Raw genomic sequence first — 17,143 nt, forward strand, 5'->3', positions numbered from 1 at the left:
AAGCTTCGGCTATGGCGCCGGATGAGGGGTTCTATCCGCGCACTCGTCTGTGAGAGGATCAATCGCGGAGACAGACCCCTCACCCGTCTCGCCGCTACGCGGCGAGCCACCCTCTCCCACAGGGGGAGAGGGGCACAGCGGCGAGCGCAGCGTTAGATACTTTCACCGCGGCGGTGCTGAAACCCGGGTCGGCTCGGCGCTGGCGAGTTCGGCGAGCTTGGCGCGCGCTGCCTCGCGCGTGCGGACATCCTTGCCGGCGGGCAGCGCCAGCGCCGCTTCGAAATCGGCGCGCGCATCGTCGGCCTGGCCGCGGGCGAGGAATGCCAGGCCACGATCGAGGCGGGCTTGCGCATCGGAGGGGTCGAGACGGACCGCCGTGTTGTAGCTCAGGATGGCGCGATCGAGATCTCCGGTGGCGGCGAGCGCGAGACCGCGCTGGTGATAGGGCGCGGCGAGCTTGGGATCATGCGCGATCGCCTCGTCGTAATCCGCGATGGCGAGCTCGAGGTCGCCGCTCTGCCGGCGCGCGGTCGCGCGGTCGCGATAGAGCGAGGCGCGATTGGGATTGAGGTGAATGGCCTCGTCGAAATCGGCGATCGCCCGCCTGAAGTCGCCGTGGCGCAGCGCGATCCGCCCGCGCCCTTCATAGGCAAAGGCGATCAGCGAGCCGCGGAGCGGCGAGAAACCGATCACGGCCGCGCAGACGTCGGGATCGTCCTCGTCCCCGCAATTGACGACCATGTGCGTGGACAGGCCGACGAGCACGCCCAGGACGATCAGCAATAGTACGGCAGCTCTGGTCATCTTCGACGGTGACCGGCAACGGGCCGGCCACGCATCCCCTTTCGAAGGAAGTATCACGGCGAGGTGTTAACACCGGCCGGGACGATCCTGTGTGCGCCAGGTCACAAACCCGCGCGCAAATCCTTACCGGTTCCGGTTAGCCCCAAGGACCACGCGAAGGACCACGCGAAGAGCGGCCCCACGGGCTCGCCGGCGGATAGTTTTCGTTGGCCCCGACCGACGGCGCCGCCTGCGCGCCGAGCTCGGCCGCGAGCTGCTGGAGCGCCGCGATGCGGTTCTGCGTCGAGGGGTGGGTGGCGAAGAGATTGTCCACGCCGTGGCCCGACAGCGGATTGATGATGAACATGTGCGCGGTCGCGGGATTCCGTTCGGCCTCGAAGTTCGGAACCTGATGTGCAGCGCTTTCGATCTTCACCAGCGCCGACGCCAGCCACATCGGCTGGCCGACGATGCGCGCACCGAGATTGTCCGCGGCATATTCGCGGGTGCGGCTGATCGCCATCTGCACCAGCATGGCGCCGAGCGGAGCGAGGATCATCATCAGGATCGAGCCGACGATGCCCGGGCCGTTGTTGTTGTCGCGGTGGCCGCCGAAGAACATGCCGAACTGCGCCAGCATCGAGATCGCGCCCGCGATGGTCGCGGTGATCGTCATCAGCAGCGTGTCGTGATGCTTGATGTGCGCAAGCTCATGCGCGATCACGCCGGCGAGTTCCTCGCGGCTGAGCTGGTGCATCAGGCCGGCGGTGACGGCAACGGCCGCGTTCTCGGGATTGCGGCCGGTCGCGAACGCGTTGGGCTGCGCCTCGTCCATCAGGAACACGCGCGGCATCGGCAAGCCCGCGCGGCCCGCAAGCTCGGCGACGAGGCCGACCAGTTCCGGCGCGGTCGAACGGTCGACCTCATGGGCGCCGTACATCGAGAGCACCATGCGGTCGGAGTTCCAATAGGTGAAGAGATTGGTGGCCGCGGCAATGACGAGCGCGATCATGGCGCCGGCGGCACCGCCGATCAGATAGCCCACGCCCATGAACAGGGCGGTCAGGCCTGCGAGCAGCATTGCGGTACGAAAATAGTTCATGGCCGTCTCCCGAACCGGCCGCTGGCGAGCCTCCGGCCGGCGTCTTCGAAGTATGAATGCCGCCGAGCATCGCAAGGTTCATGCGGCGCGGAGCCGCAGATTCAAGGCCGCGCGCGGCCAGCCTTTCCCCCGTAGCTAAAGCTTGACCGGGATTTGCGCAAAAACACGCGCGGACGCTTAGCAACCTGGAAAGCGCAGCTTCGGCTTAATCCGCGGTAACCGGGCACGCTGCGCGGCCCTTGCGCATTGACCGGCTCCGTTGACCTCCCGTCAGCAAGGTGACCGTCATGGTAGACCGCTTACGCGCCGCTTCCGTCGACCCTGCATCCACGCCTTCCCCTCACGAGACCAAGAGCGAGATCAAGACCGACGCCAAGGGGTTACAGGAGGCGCTGCACGAGCAGCTGTTCGCCGATGACGAAACCGGCCACGCCCCCGAGGCGCAGACGGCGCCGGAATCCGGGCGGCGCTGGCCGCATCTGCGACGCGGCGCCAAGATCGCCATCGGACTTGCCATCATCGCCGTGTTCGGGTGGCTGCCGCTGCGTGCGATCTGGGAGTATTCGAGCGTCGAGGCCGTGCTGAATTCTCGTCTCGTCACCCTGCGTGCGCCGATCGGCGGCCGCGTGGTAGCCGCCCAGCGCATCACCGATCAGGCCAAGCTTGGTGCCGGAACCGTGCTCCTGCGCGTCGTGAACTCGCGCGGCGATCGCACCAGGCTCGACGATCTCCGGCGGCAGAAATCGCGCCTGGAGAACGAGCGGCCCAGTCTCGCCACCAAGCTTGCCGCGGCCCAGGCAGCCCAAAAGGATTTGGCGCGGCAGGCCACGCAATTCCGCGAGGGACGCGTGCTTCAGCTCGAGGCCCGCATCGCCGAGATCCAGACCTCGATCGAGGCCGCGGCAGCGCGGCGGGACGAAGCCAGCGCCGCCGTCGAGCGCGCATCCTCGCTCGCGAAGTCCGGCAATGTCTCAACGGTCGAGCTGGCGCGGCTGACGCGCGAGCTTTCCGTGTCACAGCAAACCGAGCTCGGTGCCCGCAAGCGGCTCGATGCTGCGAAGGTCGAGCTCGCCGCGGCACGGAGCGGCTCCTTCCTCGGCGACAGCTACAACGACCGCCCGAGCTCGGTGCAGCGCGAGGAGGAGATGCGTCAGCGCGCCGGCGATCTCGAGGCTGATCTCGCGCGCATCGACACCGAGATCGCCTGGCTCGCCAACGAGATCATCATCGAGGAGGCCCGCTTCGCCGATCTGTCCGAAGCCAACATCACGACACCCGTTGCGGGCCGCGTCTGGGAGATGATGACCTCGCCCGGCGAGGACGTGCAGGCCGGCCAGCCCCTGCTCAAGATCCTCGATTGCAGCGGCGCCGTCATCACGGCCAATGTCACCGAGAGCGTCTACAATCGCCTGCAGCTCGGCGACCGCGCCACCTTCGAGCCGAATGACGGCGGCGAGCCGATCTCCGGCACCGTGGTCAATTTGACCGGCGCCGCCGGCGCGCCCGCCAATCTCGCCATCAATCCGGATGCGCTCAGCAAGGCGCCCTATCGCGTGACCGTGGCACCTCGCGATGCCGCTGCCCTCGCCTGCACCGTGGGGCGCACCGGCCGCGTCGTGTTTGCCCGGCTCGAGACCGCGCCGTGATCGTGATGATGGCGTTGACGCCAGGCCTGATTACGCTCGGCGCCTTCATGGCGGTCGTGCCGCTGCTCAGGCGCGACAGCACGATGGCGCGCTCATTCCTGGCCGTCGTGTCGCTGGTTTTCCTGCTCCGCTATCTTTATTGGCGTGTCACCGCGACGCTCCCGCCACCGCATCTGACGGCGGACGCCGTGATCGGTTATCCCTTCATGCTGCTGGAGACAGCCTCGCTCGTCGCAGTCGCATTGTCCCTGCTGTTTCTGAGCCGGACCATCGACCGCACCGGCGCGGCCAGGATCGACGGCCGTGCCATCGATCCGCGCGCGCCGCTGATCGACGTCTTCATCTGCACCTACAACGAGGAGCGATCGATCCTCGAGCGCACGATCATCGGTGCGACCGGTCTGGCGTACGGCCATTATCGCGTCTGGGTGCTCGACGACGGCCGACGCCCCTGGCTGCGGCGGCTCGCAGGCGAACTCGGCTGCCATTATCTCACACGGCCCGACAACCACCACGCCAAGGCCGGCAACATCAATCATGCGCTCAAGCACGTCGGCGCCCTGCCGGAGCGGCCGGATTTCGTGGCCATTCTTGACGCGGACTTCGTGCCGCGGCCCGACTTCCTCGCGCGCACCATCTCGCTCATGGACGACGCATCGGTCGGCGTGGTGCAGACGCCGCAGCACTTCATCAATCCCGACCCGATCCAGACCAACCTCGCTGCGACCGATGTATGGCCGGACGAGCAGCGCTTCTTCTTCGACATCCTCCTGCCGGCGAAGGACGCCTGGGGCGTCGCCTTCTGCTGCGGCACCTCATCCCTCATTCGCTACGCCGGGCTGGTGCAGATCGGCGGCTTTCCAACCGACTCCGTCACGGAAGACTACCTCGTCACCCTTCGCCTGAAGGAGAACGGCTTCAACACCATCTATCTCAACGAACGGTTGACGATCGGGCTCGCGCCCGAGGGGCTGAAGGAATACATCACCCAGCGTGCGCGCTGGTGCCTCGGCCTGATGCAAATCGTGCGCGGCCGCAGCGGACCGCTCTCGCAGGACTCAAAGCTGTCCTTTATCGACCGGCTCTCGCTGATCGATGCCTTCATGAGCTGGTCTGCGGTCTACACGTCGAAGGTCGCGGGGCTCATGGTGCCCTGGCTGTTCCTGCTGTTCGGCGTCAAGGCGGTGCAGGCGGATCTCACCGAGCTATTGCGCTTCTTCCTGCCGTTCTACGTCTGGCACGGTCTTACCATGGCCTGGCTGTCGCACGGCCGCTCGCTCGCCATGATGACGGACGTCTCGCAATTCATCGCCGCGCCCGCGGTGCTCAAGGCGGTGGCAGCCGGCCTGTTGAAGCCGAAGGGACACAAATTCAAGGTCACGGCGAAGGGCGGCGACCGCGACAGGAGATTTGTCGAATGGCCGCTCCTGCGGATCTACGGCTGCGCGCTTCTCATCACGCTGGCGGCCATTGCCTATGCCTTCATCCTGGACCTGCGCGGCGAGAACATCGCCTATGGCGGACTGGCCCTGGCCTGGAGCCTCTACAACGCGCTCATCCTCACCGTGGTCTGCTTCGTCTGCATCGAGCAGCCGCGCAAGCGCAAGGCCGAGCGCTTTCATCGCAATGAGCCGGTGCTGCTGCGTCAGGACGGCAAGTCGCATCTCGCACGGCTCGCCGACATCTCCATTACCGGCGCGCGGCTGATCGATTCCGATCCGCCGCTCCTCGGCAGCACGATCGAATGCCGGATCTACGGCCGCTCGATCGCGGCGATCGTCGTGCGGCGAACCACGGACGGATTCGCGGTGCGGTTCGAGGAAGGCATGGATACGCGTGTGCATGCGATCCGGGCATTCTATGCCGGCGAATATGTCCGCGCCTATCGCGGCGTCAGAGCGCTCCCTGTCGGGAAAGCACTGCTGATGCGGCTGTTCGGCTAGGCCGCGCGACATCCGCTCCCTCGCATTCGGCATGTTGGCATGGCATGGAAAGGATGGCCTGAGGCCGTCACTTCACCTAGACTTCAGGCGAATCCACGCCTTCCCTCCCCGCCGGAACCCCTATGGTCCAGACCCGATTTCTGATCGCGGCCGTCGCGCTCCTCGCATGCTCCGCCACTGCCTCCGCCCAGCTCGCGCCGCTGCCCGCAAGGCCTGCGGCGCCGAAGGCCACCGCCTCCTCGCCGCGTGCGGCCTCGTGCCACAATGGCGCGAGCTTCGATCGCTTCCTCGCCGACGTGAAACAGCAGGCGGTGGCCGCCGGCGTGTCGCAGCGGACGATCTCAGAGGCTTCGCCCTACCTCGTCTACGACCAGGGCATCGTCAACCGCGACCGCGGCCAGCGCGTGTTCGGCCAGCTCTTCACCGAGTTCGCCGGCCGCATGGCCGCGCCCTATCGCATGCAGAACGGCCAGCAGCACATCAAGGCCCACGCCGCCGCGTTCGCGCGCGCCGAAAAGGAATATGGCGTGCCGCCGGCGGTGATCGCTGCGTTCTGGGGCCTGGAGAGCGACTTCGGTGCCAACATGGGCAATCTGCCGACGCTGAAATCGCTGGTGTCGCTCGCCTATGACTGCCGCCGCTCGGAGATGTTCGTGAACGAGACCATCGCCGCGCTGAAAATCATCGACCGTGGCGATCTCACACCCGACGAGATGATCGGCTCCTGGGCCGGCGAGCTCGGCCAGACGCAATTCCTGCCCGTGCATTACGTCAACTACGCCGTCGATTACGACGGCGACGGACGGCGCGACCTCCTGCGCAGCGAGCCCGACGTGATCGGCTCGACCGCCAACTACATCGCCAACGGCCTGAAGTGGCGGCGCGGCGAACCGTGGCTGGAGGAGATCAAGGTGCCGCAGAACCTGCCATGGGAGCAGACCGACCTCACCGTGCAGCAGCCGCGCTCGAAATGGGCGCAGCTCGGGGTGACCTATCCCGACGGCCGGCCGCTGCCGAACGACAATCTGCCGGCCTCCGTGCTGCTGCCGATGGGACGGACCGGTCCTGCCTTCATGGCGTATGCGAATTTCGCGGCCTACACCGAGTGGAATAACTCGCTGATCTACTCGACCACGGCCGGCTATCTCGCCACCCGCATCGCGGGCGCGGCTCCGATGCGCAAGCCAGCCGCGCCGGTCGCACAACTGCCGTTCAACGAGCTCAAGCAATTGCAGCAGCTTCTGGTCCAGGCCGGCTTCAATGTCGGCAAGGTCGACGGCGTGCTGGGCCAGCAGAGCCGCGCCGCCGTGAAGGCGATGCAGATCAAGTACGGCCTGCCGGCCGATTCCTGGCCGACCGCGGAGCTGCTCGCGCGCATGCGCGGCGGCGGCACGGCGCAGGCACAGCCCCAGGCGACAGTGCGGTAGCCCACCTACTCTCCGTCATGCCCCGCCACCGGGTCTCGCCTTTGGCGAGCCCGATGACAGGCTCCGGCGGGGCATCCAGTACGCCGCGGCCCATCGATTTGACCACAAACGTCTCGGAGTACTGGATCGCCCGGCCAAGCCGGGCGACGACAGCGAGGGAGTGGCACGAACGGCATCGTGGCAAGCCGGCGCCGTAGAATTTTCGCACCGCACAAGCCGCTTTCGCGATTGTATTTTTCCATGACGTTCCCATGTGAGTGGCTCAGGTTTTCTCCTGAGATTTCCCACCATTGAAGCGAGCATCACATGTCCTTCTACGACGCCGTCGTCCCCGCCTATTTGCAGATGCTGAACAGCCTGACCGGCCTGCTCACCAAAGCCGAGGCGCATTGCGCGGCCAAGAAGGTCGACCCGAGCGTCCTGCTCGGCTCCCGCCTGTTCCCGGACATGCTGCCGCTGTCGAAGCAGATCCAGCTCGTCAGCGATTTCGCCGCCAAGGGCTGCGCACGGCTGACCCACAGCGACGTGCCCTCGACGCCCGACACCGAGACCAGCTTTGCCGAATTGAAGCAGCGGCTGGCCAAGACGATCGACTACGTGAAGTCGTTCAAGCCCGCGCAATTCGAGGGCGCCGACACCAAGGACGTCACCTTCCCGGCCGGCCCCGACAAATCCATCACCATGAAGGGCCAGCAATTCCTCAGCGCGTTCTCGCTGCCCAACTTCTATTTCCACGCCACGACCGCGCACGGCATCCTGCGCCACAACGGCGTCGAGATCGGCAAGCGCGATTTCCTCGGCGCGAACTAAGCCCGCATATCAAGCGGGCGCGGCAGGGAGATCAAATCCGCCGCCGCGGCCCGAATTGCACATGAATTATGCTACGCGGACCTTGCCGCGTAGCTCGCCTGCACTTTCCGTATGGCTCCTCCCTTGCGCTGATTGCCGCGATGCACAAGTGTTCCGGACCTCTCACCGCCTGGAAGCATCCCATGAGCCGTTCGACCAAATTGTTTGAGACCTACAAGCTCGGCCCGATCACGCTGGCCAATCGCCTGGTGATGGCGCCGCTGACGCGCAACCGCGCCATTCCCGGCACGTTCGTCCCCGGCGCGCTCGCCGCCGACTATTACGGCCAGCGCGCCTCCGCGGGCCTGCTGATCACCGAAGCGAGCCAGGTCTCGCAGCAGGGCCAGGGCTACCAGGACACCCCCGGCATCTACTCGAAGGACCAGGTCGCCGGCTGGCGCAAGGTCACCGACAAGGTGCATGAGCGCGGCGGCAAGATCTTCATCCAACTCTGGCATGTCGGTCGCATCTCGCATGTCGACCTCCAGGCCAATGGCGCAGCCCCGGTGGCGCCGAGCGCGATCCGTGCCAAGGGCAAGACTTTCGTGAACGGCACCTTTGCCGACGTCTCCGAGCCGCGCGCGCTCGAGCTCTCCGAAATTCCAGGGATCATCGACGACTTCAAGCGCGCCACGAAGAATGCGCTGGAGGCCGGCTTCGACGGCGTCGAGATTCACGGCGCCAACGGCTATCTGCTCGACCAGTTCGCCAAGGATGGCGCCAACAAGCGCACCGACGCCTACGGCGGCTCCATCGAGAACCGCGCGCGGCTGATGCTCGAGGTCTCCAGGGCAGTTGCCGCCGAGGCCGGCGCCGACCGCACCGGCATCCGCATCTCGCCGGTGACGCCGGCCAACGACGTCTCCGACAGCAATCCGCAAGCCTTGTTCGATCACATCGTCGACGGCCTCAGCGCGCTGAAGCTGGTCTATCTCCACGTCGTCGAGGGCGCCACCGGCGGGCCGCGCGACTTCGCCCCGTTCGACTACGCGTCCTTGCGCAAGCGCTTCTCCGGCGCCTACGTCGCCAACAACGGCTACGATTTCGATCTCGCGACCAAGGTGCTGGACGCGAACGCCGCCGATCTCATCGCGTTCGGCAAGCCGTTCATCTCCAACCCCGACCTCGTCGAGCGGCTGAAGACCGGCGCGGCGCTCAACGACTGGGACAAGACGACGTTCTACGGCGGCAGCGCGAAGGGATACACGGACTACCCGACGCTGGCGGCCGAGGCGGCGGAGTAGGTCCTCTCCACACGCCGTCATGCCCCGCGAAGGCGGGGCATGACAGTATTCCACCAGCAGTGAGATTCATCCGAGAGGCCGGGGCGTACTGGATCGCCCGCCTTCGCGGGCGATGACCGTTGTGGTGCGGTAAGGCCGTCCCACAATCTCGCCATTGCGAGCGCACCTGACTCGACCAGAAGAAAAAGGCCGGGATCGCTCCCGGCCTTTCGTGCTTGATGACGCTCTGCGCGAGGCTTACTTCACTTCCGCGCGCTTGGGCGGGGTGGCCGGCCACGACTTGATCAGCGTGTCGTAGTCGACCGTCTCGCCCTTCGGCTTCTCGTTGGCGAGCTTGCGCTGCGGAGCGATGGTGCCGTCCTTCTGGGCCTTGGCGAACCAGTATTCGGCCGACTCCTTCTTGTGCAGCTTCGGACCGCAGGCGCCCTGTACGCCGGACTTCTCCAGGCGCTCCATGACGGAGTCCTGGGCAGCGGCCAGTGCGTCCATCGCGGCTTGCGGCGTCTTCGTACCGGACGACGCATCGCCGATGTTCTGCCACCAGAGCTGGGCGAGCTTCGGATAGTCGGGCACGTTGTTGCCGGTCGGGGTCCACTGCACGCGCGCGGGCGAGCGGTAGAACTCGATCAGGCCGCCGAGCTTCGGCGCACGCTCGGTGAACGACTTGTCCCAGATGTCGGATTCACGGATGAAGGTGAGACCGACATGGCTCTTCTTCAGCGACACCGTCTTGGAGACGATGAACTGGAGATAGAGCCAGGCTGCCTTGCGGCGATCCGCCGGGGTCGACTTCAACAACGTCACGGAGCCGGCGTCCTGGTAGCCGAGCTTCATGCCTTCCTTCCAGTACGAACCGTGCGGCGACGGAGCCATACGCCACTTCGGCGTACCGTCCGCGTTCATCACGGCGATGCCCGGCTTCACCATGTCGGCGGTGAAGGCGGTGTACCAGAACATCTGCTGGGCGATGTTGCCCTGGGCCGGCACGGGGCCGGACTCGGAGAACGTCATGCCCTGGGCCTGCGGCGGCGCGTACTTCTTCATCCACTCGAGGTACTTGGTGATCGAGTAGACCGCGGCCGGACCGTTGGTGTCGCCACCACGCTCGACCGAGGAGCCGACCGGACGGCAGCCTTCCATGCGGATGCCCCACTCGTCGACCGGCAGACCGTTCGGAATGCCCTTGTCGCCGTTGCCGGCCATCGACAGCCAGGCGTCGGTGAAGCGCCATCCGAGCGAGGGGTCCTTCTTGCCATAGTCCATATGGCCGTAGACCTTGACGCCGTTGATCTCCTTGATGTCGTTGGTGAAGAACTCGGCGATGTCCTCGTAGGCGGACCAGTTCACGGGCACGCCGAGCTCGTAGCCGTACTTGGCCTTGAACTTGGCCTTGTAGTCGGGGTTGGTGAACCAGTCGTAGCGGAACCAGTAGAGATTGGCGAACTGCTGGTCGGGCAGCTGGTAGAGCTTGCCGTCCGGCGCCGTGCCGAACGATTTGCCGATGAAGTCGTTGACGTCGAGCATGGGATCGGTGACGTCCTTGCCCTCGCCGGTCATGTAGTCCGACAGCGCGATCGTCTGATTGTAGCGGAAGTGCGTGCCGATCAGGTCGCTATCGTTGATCCAGCCGTCATAGACGTTCTTGCCGGACTGCATCTGGGTCTGCAGCTTCTCGACGACGTCACCTTCCTGGATGATGTCGTGCTTGAGCTTGATGCCGGTGAGCTCGGAGAACGCCTTGGCCAGCGTCTGCGATTCGTATTCGTGGGTCGTGATGGTTTCGGAGACGACGTTGATCTCCATGCCCTTGAAGGGCTCGGCGGCCTTGGCGAACCACTCCAGCTCCTTCTTCTGGTCTTCCTTCGACAGCGTCGAGGGCTGGAATTCCGCAATCCACTTCTGGATCGCGGCGTCGTCGGCAGCACGAGCCGGCGCCGAGACGGCGAACGACGCCGCCAGAAGCGCGGCAGTGCTGGACATGGTCAGAAAACTGCTCTTGGTCAATGGACCTTTCCTTCTCCTAAACTGTCGCATGTTGTTCCTCCGTTGCAGCGACAAAATTTTATACAGGCCCGGGTTGCCCCCGGATCTGGCCGTCCCTTCGCGAGCTTCAGACCGTGCGGAAAATGAGCACGGCCGTGGCCAGCGAAATCCCACTCGCGAGCCACAGGCTCGAGATCTCAAAACCCTCCTCGCCGATCGGCAGCGTGGCGATCGCGTCGTTGCCGACGAGGCCGATCCACACGAGGTGGATGACGGCGGCCGCAATCAGCGAGACGAACAGGCGGTCGCCGCGCGTGGTCGGGATGCGCAGCACGCCGACGCGCTCGGCCTCGGGATAGACCGCCGCGAGCCACGTCATCGCCGCAAGCGTGCAGGCAAGCGCGGCGAAGAAGATCGCAGTCGGCAGCGTCCAGGCCATCCATGCGATGGATTCCATAACAGCCTCCCTACACCCGGCCGAGCGCGAAGCCGCGCGCGATGTAATTGCGGACGAACCAGATCACCAGCGCGCCCGGAATGATGGTGAGCACGCCGGCCGCGGCCAGCAGGCCCCAATCCATGCCCGCGGCCGACACCGTGCGCGTCATGATCGCCGCGATCGGCTTGGTCTGCACCGAGGTCAGCGTGCGCGCGAGCAGCAGCTCGACCCAGGAGAACATGAAGCAGAAGAACGCGGCGACGCCGATGCCGCTGGCGATCAGCGGCACCAGGATCTTGATGAAGAAGCGCGGGAAGGAATAGCCGTCGAGGAACGCGGTCTCGTCGATCTCGCGCGGCACGCCGGAGACGAAACCTTCGAGGATCCAGACCGCCAGCGGAACGTTGAAGATGCAGTGCGCGAGCGCGACGGCCCAGGGCGTATCGAACAGCCCGATCGCCGAATAGAGGTTGAAGAACGGCAGCGCATAGACCGCAGCCGGTGCCATGCGGTTCGACAGCAGCCAGAAGAACAGATGCTTGTCGCCGAGGAAGCGGTAGCGCGAGAACGCGTAGGCCGCCGGCAGCGCCACCGAGATCGAGATGATGGTGTTGAGGACGACGTATTCCAGCGAGTTGATGTAGCCGGAATACCAGCTCTCGTCGGTGAAGATGCGCTTGTAGTGCTGGAGCGTCGGGGTGTGCGGCCACAACGTCATCGTCGAGACGATCTCGCTGTTGGTCTTGAAGCTCATGTTGACCAGCCAGTAGATCGGCAGCAGCAGGAAGACCAGGAACAGCCCCATGATGAGGCGGCGGCCGGGGATCGAATGCATCAGGCCACTCCTTCCTTTGGCTTGAACGCGGGCACGGGCTTGAGCGCGGCCGAAGCCTTGGGCTCCACCCCCGGCTCGCTCTCCGCCTGGACTTTGCGTTCGACACCGGCATTGGTCATGACGGTGTAGAAGATCCAGCAGACGATCAGGATGATGAGGTTGTAGACCAGCGACAGCGCGGCAGCCTTGCCGAGGTCGAACTGGCCGAGCGCGATCTTGACCAGCTCGATCGAGACGAAGGTGGTCGAGTTGCCGGGTCCGCCGCCGGTGACGACGAACGGCTCGGTGTAGATCATGAAGCTGTCCATGAAGCGCAGCAGCACCGCGATCAGTAGCACGCGGTTCATCTTCGGCAGCTGGATCGCCTTGAACACCGCCCAGCGCGAGGCGCCGTCGATTTGCGCCGCCTGGTAATAGGCCTCCGGGATCGACTTCAGGCCGGCGTAGCAGAGCAGCGCGACCAGGCTGGTCCAGTGCCAGACGTCCATCACGATGACGGTGACCCAGGCGTCGATGTCGTTGGAGACGTAATTATAGTCGAAGCCGATGTGGTTGAGCACATAGCCGAGCAGGCCGATGTCCGGCCGGCCGAAGATCTGCCAGATGGTGCCGACCACGTTCCACGGAATCAGCAGCGGCAGCGCGAGGATGACGAGGCAGGCCGCGACGGTCCAGCCGTCGCGCGGCATCGACAGCGCGACGACGATGCCGAGCGGCACCTCGATGGCGAGGATCACCAGCGAGAAGAACAGATTACGGCCGAGCGAGGCGAGGAAGCGGCCGCCGAGATCGGTCGAGGGATCGAGCAGCTCCTTGAACCAGCCGACGCCGTTCCAGAAGAACTGGTTGTTGCCGAACGTGTCCTGCATCGAATAGTTCACCACCGTCATCAACGGCAGCACGGCCGAGAAGGCGACGACCAGGAACACCGGCAGCACCAGGAACCAGGCTTTTTGGTTGATGGTCTTGTCCATCAGGCGGCTCCCTCCACCAGAAGGCTGTCGGCATAGACGTGAACATGCGACGGATCGAACTTCAGCCCGGCGGTGCCGTCCGCGCCGGTGAAGCCCGCCGGCGCACGCGCCGCGAGCTTGGCATCGCCGAGGCGCGTGCGCGCGAAGCGGATGCGACCGAGATCGTCGATGCGTTCGATCTTCGCGGAGAGCAGGCCCGGCGCCGGCGCGACGGCTTCGACGAATTCCGGCCGAACGCCGATCTCGATCTTCGCGCCCGCGGGCAAATGATCGTAGCTACGGTTCAGCGCGATGACGTGGCCGTCGATCAGCGCCTCTCGTCCCCTCACCTCGGCCGGCAGGATGTTCATGCCGGGCGAGCCGATGAAATAGCCGACGAAGGTGTGCGCCGGCTTGTCGAACAGCTCCGCCGGCGTGCCGCTCTGCACCACGCGGCCGTCATGCATGACGACGACGGTGTCGGCGAAGGTCAGCGCCTCGGTCTGGTCGTGGGTGACGTAGATCATCGTGAGATCGAGCTCGCGATGCAGCGCCTTGAGCTTCGAGCGCAGCTGCCATTTCAGCTCGGGATCGATCACGGTCAGCGGCTCGTCGAACAGCACCGCGGCGACGTCGTTGCGCACGAGGCCGCGGCCGAGCGAGATCTTCTGCTTGGCGTCGGCCGTGAGCCGCGTCGCCTTGCGGTTCAGGTAGGGCTCGAGGTCGAGCAGGCGGCCGATCTCGGCGACGCGCCTGTCGATCTCGGCTTTCGGCACGCCGCGGTTCTTCAACGGAAACGCCAGGTTCTGCCCCACCGTCATGGTGTCGTAGATCACCGGAAACTGGAACACCTGGGCGATGTTGCGCTTCTGGGTTGACAGCGGTGTGATGTCCTTGCCGTCGAACAGGATTTTCCCCCGCGACGGCGTGATGATGCCGGAGATGACGTTGAGCAGCGTGGTCTTGCCGCAGCCGGACGGCCCGAGCAGCGCATAGGCGCCGCCCTGCCGCCAGGTCATGGTCACCGGCTTCAGCGCAAAGCTTTCCTGCGGCGCAGAGTTGCCGCCGTAGGAGTGGGCGAGATCGACGAGGTCAATGCGGGCCATGGCGCATCCCCCTCACGAGCTTGGAGCTGCGACGAGGCGATCAGCCGCGTCGAATACGAAGACGTCGTTGGGATCGAGCACGGCATCGATGGACTGGCCGGGCTCGAACTCGTGCACGCCGTGCAGCACCGCCACCCAGTTCAATCCGTCGCGGGTCAGATGCACGAAACTCTCCGAACCGGTGATCTCGGTCACCGTCACCGTGGCATGGAAGGCGTGGCGGTCGGTCTCGCCATTGGCGAGCGCAAGCTGATGCGCGCGAAAACCGACGCGATAGACGCCGTCGGCGAGAGAGGAATAGAGGCCGGACGCCGGCGCGGCGATACCTCCCGCATATTGCACCGAACCGTTCTTCTTCTCGATGCCGACGAGGTTGAGCGGCGGATCCGAGAACACCTGCGCGACGCGCAGCGTCTGCGGACGACGGTAGACGTTGGGCGTCCCGCCGATCTGAAGCGCCTGGCCCTCCCACATGCACACCGTGTTGCCGCCGAGCAGAAGCGCTTCGGTCGGCTCGGTGGTGGCATAGACGAAGATCGCGCCCGAGGCCTCGAAGATGCGCGGCAGCTCGGCGCGCAGCTCCTCGCGCAGCTTGTAGTCGAGATTGGCGAGCGGCTCGTCGAGCAGCACGAGATCGGCGCCCTTGACCAGCGCGCGCGCCATCGCAGTGCGCTGCTGCTGGCCGCCGGAAAGCTGGAGCGGTGTGCGCTTCAGGAACGGCTCGAGCCTGAGCAGCCTTGCCGCTTCCGCCACGCGCGCCTCGATCTCATCGCGCGGCTTGCCCTGCACGCGCAAGGGCGAGGCAATGTTCTCGTAGACCGTGAACGAGGGGTAGTTGATGAACTGCTGATAGACCATGGCGACCGAGCGCTGGCGCACGTCGACGCCGGTGACGTCCTTGCCGTTGACCAGCACCTTGCCCGTGGTCGGCTTGTCGAGGCCGGCCAGCAGCCGCATGATCGAGGTCTTGCCCGACAGCGTCGGCCCGAGCAGCACGTTGAGCGTGCCGCTCTCGAGCGTCAGCGAGACATCGCGGATGTGCGCAACACCATCGACGGTCCTGGTCACGTGATCGAGCATGACGGTCATGAGCGTCCTCCCGCTTCCAGCAGGGGACTTTGCGGCACGGCGTGGGTCCTGATCCAGTCGTCAAGCGCCGCGATCTCGTCGGCAGATAGTCGCAGGCCGAGCTTGGAGCGGCGCCAGACGATGTCCTCGGCGGTCACAGCCCATTCGTTGGCCATGAGGTAGCGGACCTCGCGCTCGGTGAGCGTCGCGCCGAAGGACTGGCCGAGATCGGCGGCCGATTTCGCGTCACCGAGCAGCTTGATGGCGCGGGTGCCATAGGCGCGCGCGAGGCGGCGCGCATGCGCGTGGCCGAGGAAGGGATAGCCCCGCTGGAGCTCGGCGATCAGCCCGTCGATGTCGGACACATCCATGTCGCCACCAGGCAGCGGCCATTTGCCGGTCCAGCCTTCGCGGGCTTTCGCGCTGCGGAGATAGGGCGAAAGCCGCTCCAGCGCCTCTTCGGCAAGGCGGCGGTAGGTCGTGATCTTGCCGCCATAGATCGAGAGCAGCGGCGCGCCGCCGGGCGTGTCGAGCTCGAACACGTAGTCGCGCGTTGCGGCCTTGGCTTCGCTGGCGCCGTCGTCATAGAGCGGGCGCACGCCGGAATAGGTCCAGACCACGTCCTCCGGCGTCACCGGCTTGGCCAGATATTCGCTCGCGGCGGCGCAGAGATACTGGATCTCCTCGGCCGTCGCCTTCACCTTGGCGGGATCGCCATCATAGTCGCGGTCGGTGGTGCCGATCAGCGTGAAATCGTCCTGATACGGGATCACGAAGATGATGCGGCCGTCGGCGTTCTGGAACATGTAAGCGCGGTCGTGGTCGTAGAGTTTCTTCACCACGATGTGCGAGCCCTGCACCAGGCGCACCTTGGCTTTCGCGTTGACGCCGGCGCCGCGGCCGAGCACGTCCTCGACCCAGGGGCCGCCGGCATTGACCAGCGCCCGGGCCTGGATGGATGAGCGTGCACCGGTCAGCGTGTTGACCATGCTGACGGTCCAGATGCCGTCGGCCTGGCGGATCTCGGTGGCACGGGTGCGGGTGCGGATCTCGGCGCCCTTGTCGGCGGCATCGCGCGCGTTGAGCACGACGAGGCGGGCGTCATCGACGAAGCAGTCGGAATATTCGAACGCGCGGGTATAGCGATTCGGGATCAGCGGACGGCCGACCTCGTCGCGCCTGAGATCGACCGAGCGCGTCACCGGCAGCAGGTGGCGGCCTCCGATGTGGTCATAGAGGAAGAGGCCGAGGCGCAGCAGCCAGGCCGGGCGGAGCCCTGCGTGATGCGGCAAAACGAAACGCAACGGGCGGATGATGTGGGGCGCGATGCCCCAGAGGATCTCGCGCTCGATCAGCGCTTCGCGGACCAGGCGAAACTCGTAATATTCGAGATAGCGCAGGCCTCCATGCACCAGCTTGGTCGACCAGGACGACGTCCCGCTCGCCAGATCGTTCATTTCGCACAGGAAAACCGTGTTGCCGCGGCCCACCGCGTCGCGCGCGATGCCGCAGCCGTTAACACCGCCTCCGATGATGGCGAGGTCGAAAATACGCTCCAACAGACGCATCCCCCGGCGACTCACTCGTTCCTTCGAGTGGTTACTTTCGTTTTTGATTAGATCACACCGAAAAGCGAAAGCAAGATGAAAGAGAGGCGAAAGGAAGTGAAAGCGGAACTTTTTTGGTGGGCAATCGGCCGAGGAAATGAGCAGCTTGGACTGCGATTCCATAAGCAACCGCACTCTTGAATGGTCAGCCACACAGA

The 17,143-nt window shown here is 65.5% G+C and carries 14 protein-coding genes; 5 read left to right on the forward strand and 9 right to left on the reverse strand.

The annotated features are described in order from the left end of the window. Nucleotides 1–162 precede the first annotated feature (162 nt). Together BM118_RS22920 and htpX are read right to left on the reverse strand one after the other, a co-directional pair. Entirely contained in the window at nt 163–804 is a 642-nt protein-coding gene (locus BM118_RS22920; protein ID WP_177234587.1) for a tetratricopeptide repeat protein, read from the reverse strand. Between the two features lie 136 nt (nt 805–940). Beyond that, on the reverse strand, nt 941–1,885 hold the full coding sequence (gene htpX / locus BM118_RS22925) for a zinc metalloprotease HtpX (protein ID WP_092187757.1): 945 nt from the start codon (nt 1,883–1,885) through the stop codon (nt 941–943). A 287-nt stretch (nt 1,886–2,172) separates the two neighbouring features. On the opposite strand from htpX, the gene BM118_RS22930 reads away from it, so the two are divergent. The 5 genes from BM118_RS22930 to BM118_RS22950 all read left to right on the forward strand — a co-directional run bounded on the left by BM118_RS22930 (nt 2,173) and on the right by BM118_RS22950 (nt 8,994). Next, entirely contained in the window at nt 2,173–3,531 is a 1,359-nt protein-coding gene (locus BM118_RS22930; protein WP_092187758.1) for an HlyD family secretion protein, read from the forward strand. Between the two features lie 5 nt (nt 3,532–3,536). Then, nucleotides 3,537–5,474 carry a glycosyltransferase gene (locus BM118_RS22935; protein WP_244550219.1) on the forward strand — a complete coding sequence of 646 codons (1,938 nt, stop codon included), beginning with the start codon at nt 3,537–3,539 and terminating at the stop codon, nt 5,472–5,474. A 122-nt stretch (nt 5,475–5,596) separates the two neighbouring features. After that, entirely contained in the window at nt 5,597–6,901 is a 1,305-nt protein-coding gene (locus tag BM118_RS22940) for a lytic murein transglycosylase (protein WP_092187759.1), read from the forward strand. Between the two features lie 306 nt (nt 6,902–7,207). Further along, on the forward strand, nt 7,208–7,711 hold the full coding sequence (locus tag BM118_RS22945) for a DUF1993 domain-containing protein (RefSeq protein ID WP_092187760.1): 504 nt from the start codon (nt 7,208–7,210) through the stop codon (nt 7,709–7,711). A gap of 182 nt (nt 7,712–7,893) precedes the next feature. Then, nucleotides 7,894–8,994 (forward strand): alkene reductase, encoded by a 1,101-nt coding sequence (locus BM118_RS22950; RefSeq protein ID WP_092187761.1) that lies wholly within the window; start codon nt 7,894–7,896, stop codon nt 8,992–8,994. 237 nt (nt 8,995–9,231) lie between these two features. On the opposite strand, the gene BM118_RS22955 is transcribed toward BM118_RS22950, so the two are convergent. The 7 genes from BM118_RS22955 to glpD all read right to left on the reverse strand — a co-directional run bounded on the left by BM118_RS22955 (nt 9,232) and on the right by glpD (nt 16,946). Then, nucleotides 9,232–10,974, reverse strand: a complete 1,743-nt coding sequence (locus BM118_RS22955; protein ID WP_177234634.1) for an ABC transporter substrate-binding protein — start codon at nt 10,972–10,974, stop codon at nt 9,232–9,234. A 130-nt stretch (nt 10,975–11,104) separates the two neighbouring features. After that, complete coding sequence (locus tag BM118_RS22960) at nt 11,105–11,434, reverse strand: DUF2160 domain-containing protein (protein WP_092187762.1); 330 nt, start codon at nt 11,432–11,434, stop codon at nt 11,105–11,107. 10 nt (nt 11,435–11,444) lie between these two features. Next, nucleotides 11,445–12,251 carry a carbohydrate ABC transporter permease gene (locus BM118_RS22965; protein ID WP_035699955.1) on the reverse strand — a complete coding sequence of 269 codons (807 nt, stop codon included), beginning with the start codon at nt 12,249–12,251 and terminating at the stop codon, nt 11,445–11,447. Then, nucleotides 12,251–13,225 carry a carbohydrate ABC transporter permease gene (locus tag BM118_RS22970; RefSeq protein ID WP_092187763.1) on the reverse strand — a complete coding sequence of 325 codons (975 nt, stop codon included), beginning with the start codon at nt 13,223–13,225 and terminating at the stop codon, nt 12,251–12,253. Before BM118_RS22970 ends, BM118_RS22965 begins: the two co-directional genes overlap by 1 nt. Continuing rightward, nucleotides 13,225–14,310 (reverse strand): ABC transporter ATP-binding protein, encoded by a 1,086-nt coding sequence (locus BM118_RS22975; RefSeq protein WP_092187764.1) that lies wholly within the window; start codon nt 14,308–14,310, stop codon nt 13,225–13,227. Before BM118_RS22975 ends, BM118_RS22970 begins: the two co-directional genes overlap by 1 nt. A 12-nt stretch (nt 14,311–14,322) precedes the next feature. Beyond that, nucleotides 14,323–15,399, reverse strand: a complete 1,077-nt coding sequence (locus tag BM118_RS22980; RefSeq protein WP_092187765.1) for an ABC transporter ATP-binding protein — start codon at nt 15,397–15,399, stop codon at nt 14,323–14,325. Continuing rightward, nucleotides 15,396–16,946: a glycerol-3-phosphate dehydrogenase gene (gene glpD, locus BM118_RS22985; RefSeq protein ID WP_092187766.1), complete on the reverse strand. Its 1,551-nt coding sequence runs from the start codon at nt 16,944–16,946 to the stop codon at nt 15,396–15,398. Before glpD ends, BM118_RS22980 begins: the two co-directional genes overlap by 4 nt. Between the last annotated feature and the right edge of the window lie 197 nt (nt 16,947–17,143).

It is taken from the genome of Bradyrhizobium sp. cf659, from assembly GCF_900113725.1.
In the GTDB taxonomy this organism is placed as follows: Bacteria; Pseudomonadota; Alphaproteobacteria; order Rhizobiales; family Xanthobacteraceae; genus Bradyrhizobium.

Bases quoted from the DNA above. Each gene is read 5' to 3' on its own strand.
- BM118_RS22920 (WP_177234587.1), bottom strand. From the start codon at position 804: ATGACCAGAGCTGCCGTACTATTGCTGATCGTCCTGGGCGTGCTCGTC.
- htpX (WP_092187757.1), bottom strand. From the start codon at position 1,885: ATGAACTATTTTCGTACCGCAATGCTGCTCGCAGGCCTGACCGCCCTG.
- BM118_RS22930 (WP_092187758.1), top strand. From the start codon at position 2,173: ATGGTAGACCGCTTACGCGCCGCTTCCGTCGACCCTGCATCCACGCCT.
- BM118_RS22935 (WP_244550219.1), top strand. From the start codon at position 3,537: ATGATGGCGTTGACGCCAGGCCTGATTACGCTCGGCGCCTTCATGGCG.
- BM118_RS22940 (WP_092187759.1), top strand. From the start codon at position 5,597: ATGGTCCAGACCCGATTTCTGATCGCGGCCGTCGCGCTCCTCGCATGC.
- BM118_RS22945 (WP_092187760.1), top strand. From the start codon at position 7,208: ATGTCCTTCTACGACGCCGTCGTCCCCGCCTATTTGCAGATGCTGAAC.
- BM118_RS22950 (WP_092187761.1), top strand. From the start codon at position 7,894: ATGAGCCGTTCGACCAAATTGTTTGAGACCTACAAGCTCGGCCCGATC.
- BM118_RS22955 (WP_177234634.1), bottom strand. From the start codon at position 10,974: ATGTCCAGCACTGCCGCGCTTCTGGCGGCGTCGTTCGCCGTCTCGGCG.
- BM118_RS22960 (WP_092187762.1), bottom strand. From the start codon at position 11,434: ATGGAATCCATCGCATGGATGGCCTGGACGCTGCCGACTGCGATCTTC.
- BM118_RS22965 (WP_035699955.1), bottom strand. From the start codon at position 12,251: ATGCATTCGATCCCCGGCCGCCGCCTCATCATGGGGCTGTTCCTGGTC.
- BM118_RS22970 (WP_092187763.1), bottom strand. From the start codon at position 13,225: ATGGACAAGACCATCAACCAAAAAGCCTGGTTCCTGGTGCTGCCGGTG.
- BM118_RS22975 (WP_092187764.1), bottom strand. From the start codon at position 14,310: ATGGCCCGCATTGACCTCGTCGATCTCGCCCACTCCTACGGCGGCAAC.
- BM118_RS22980 (WP_092187765.1), bottom strand. From the start codon at position 15,399: ATGACCGTCATGCTCGATCACGTGACCAGGACCGTCGATGGTGTTGCG.
- glpD (WP_092187766.1), bottom strand. From the start codon at position 16,946: ATGCGTCTGTTGGAGCGTATTTTCGACCTCGCCATCATCGGAGGCGGT.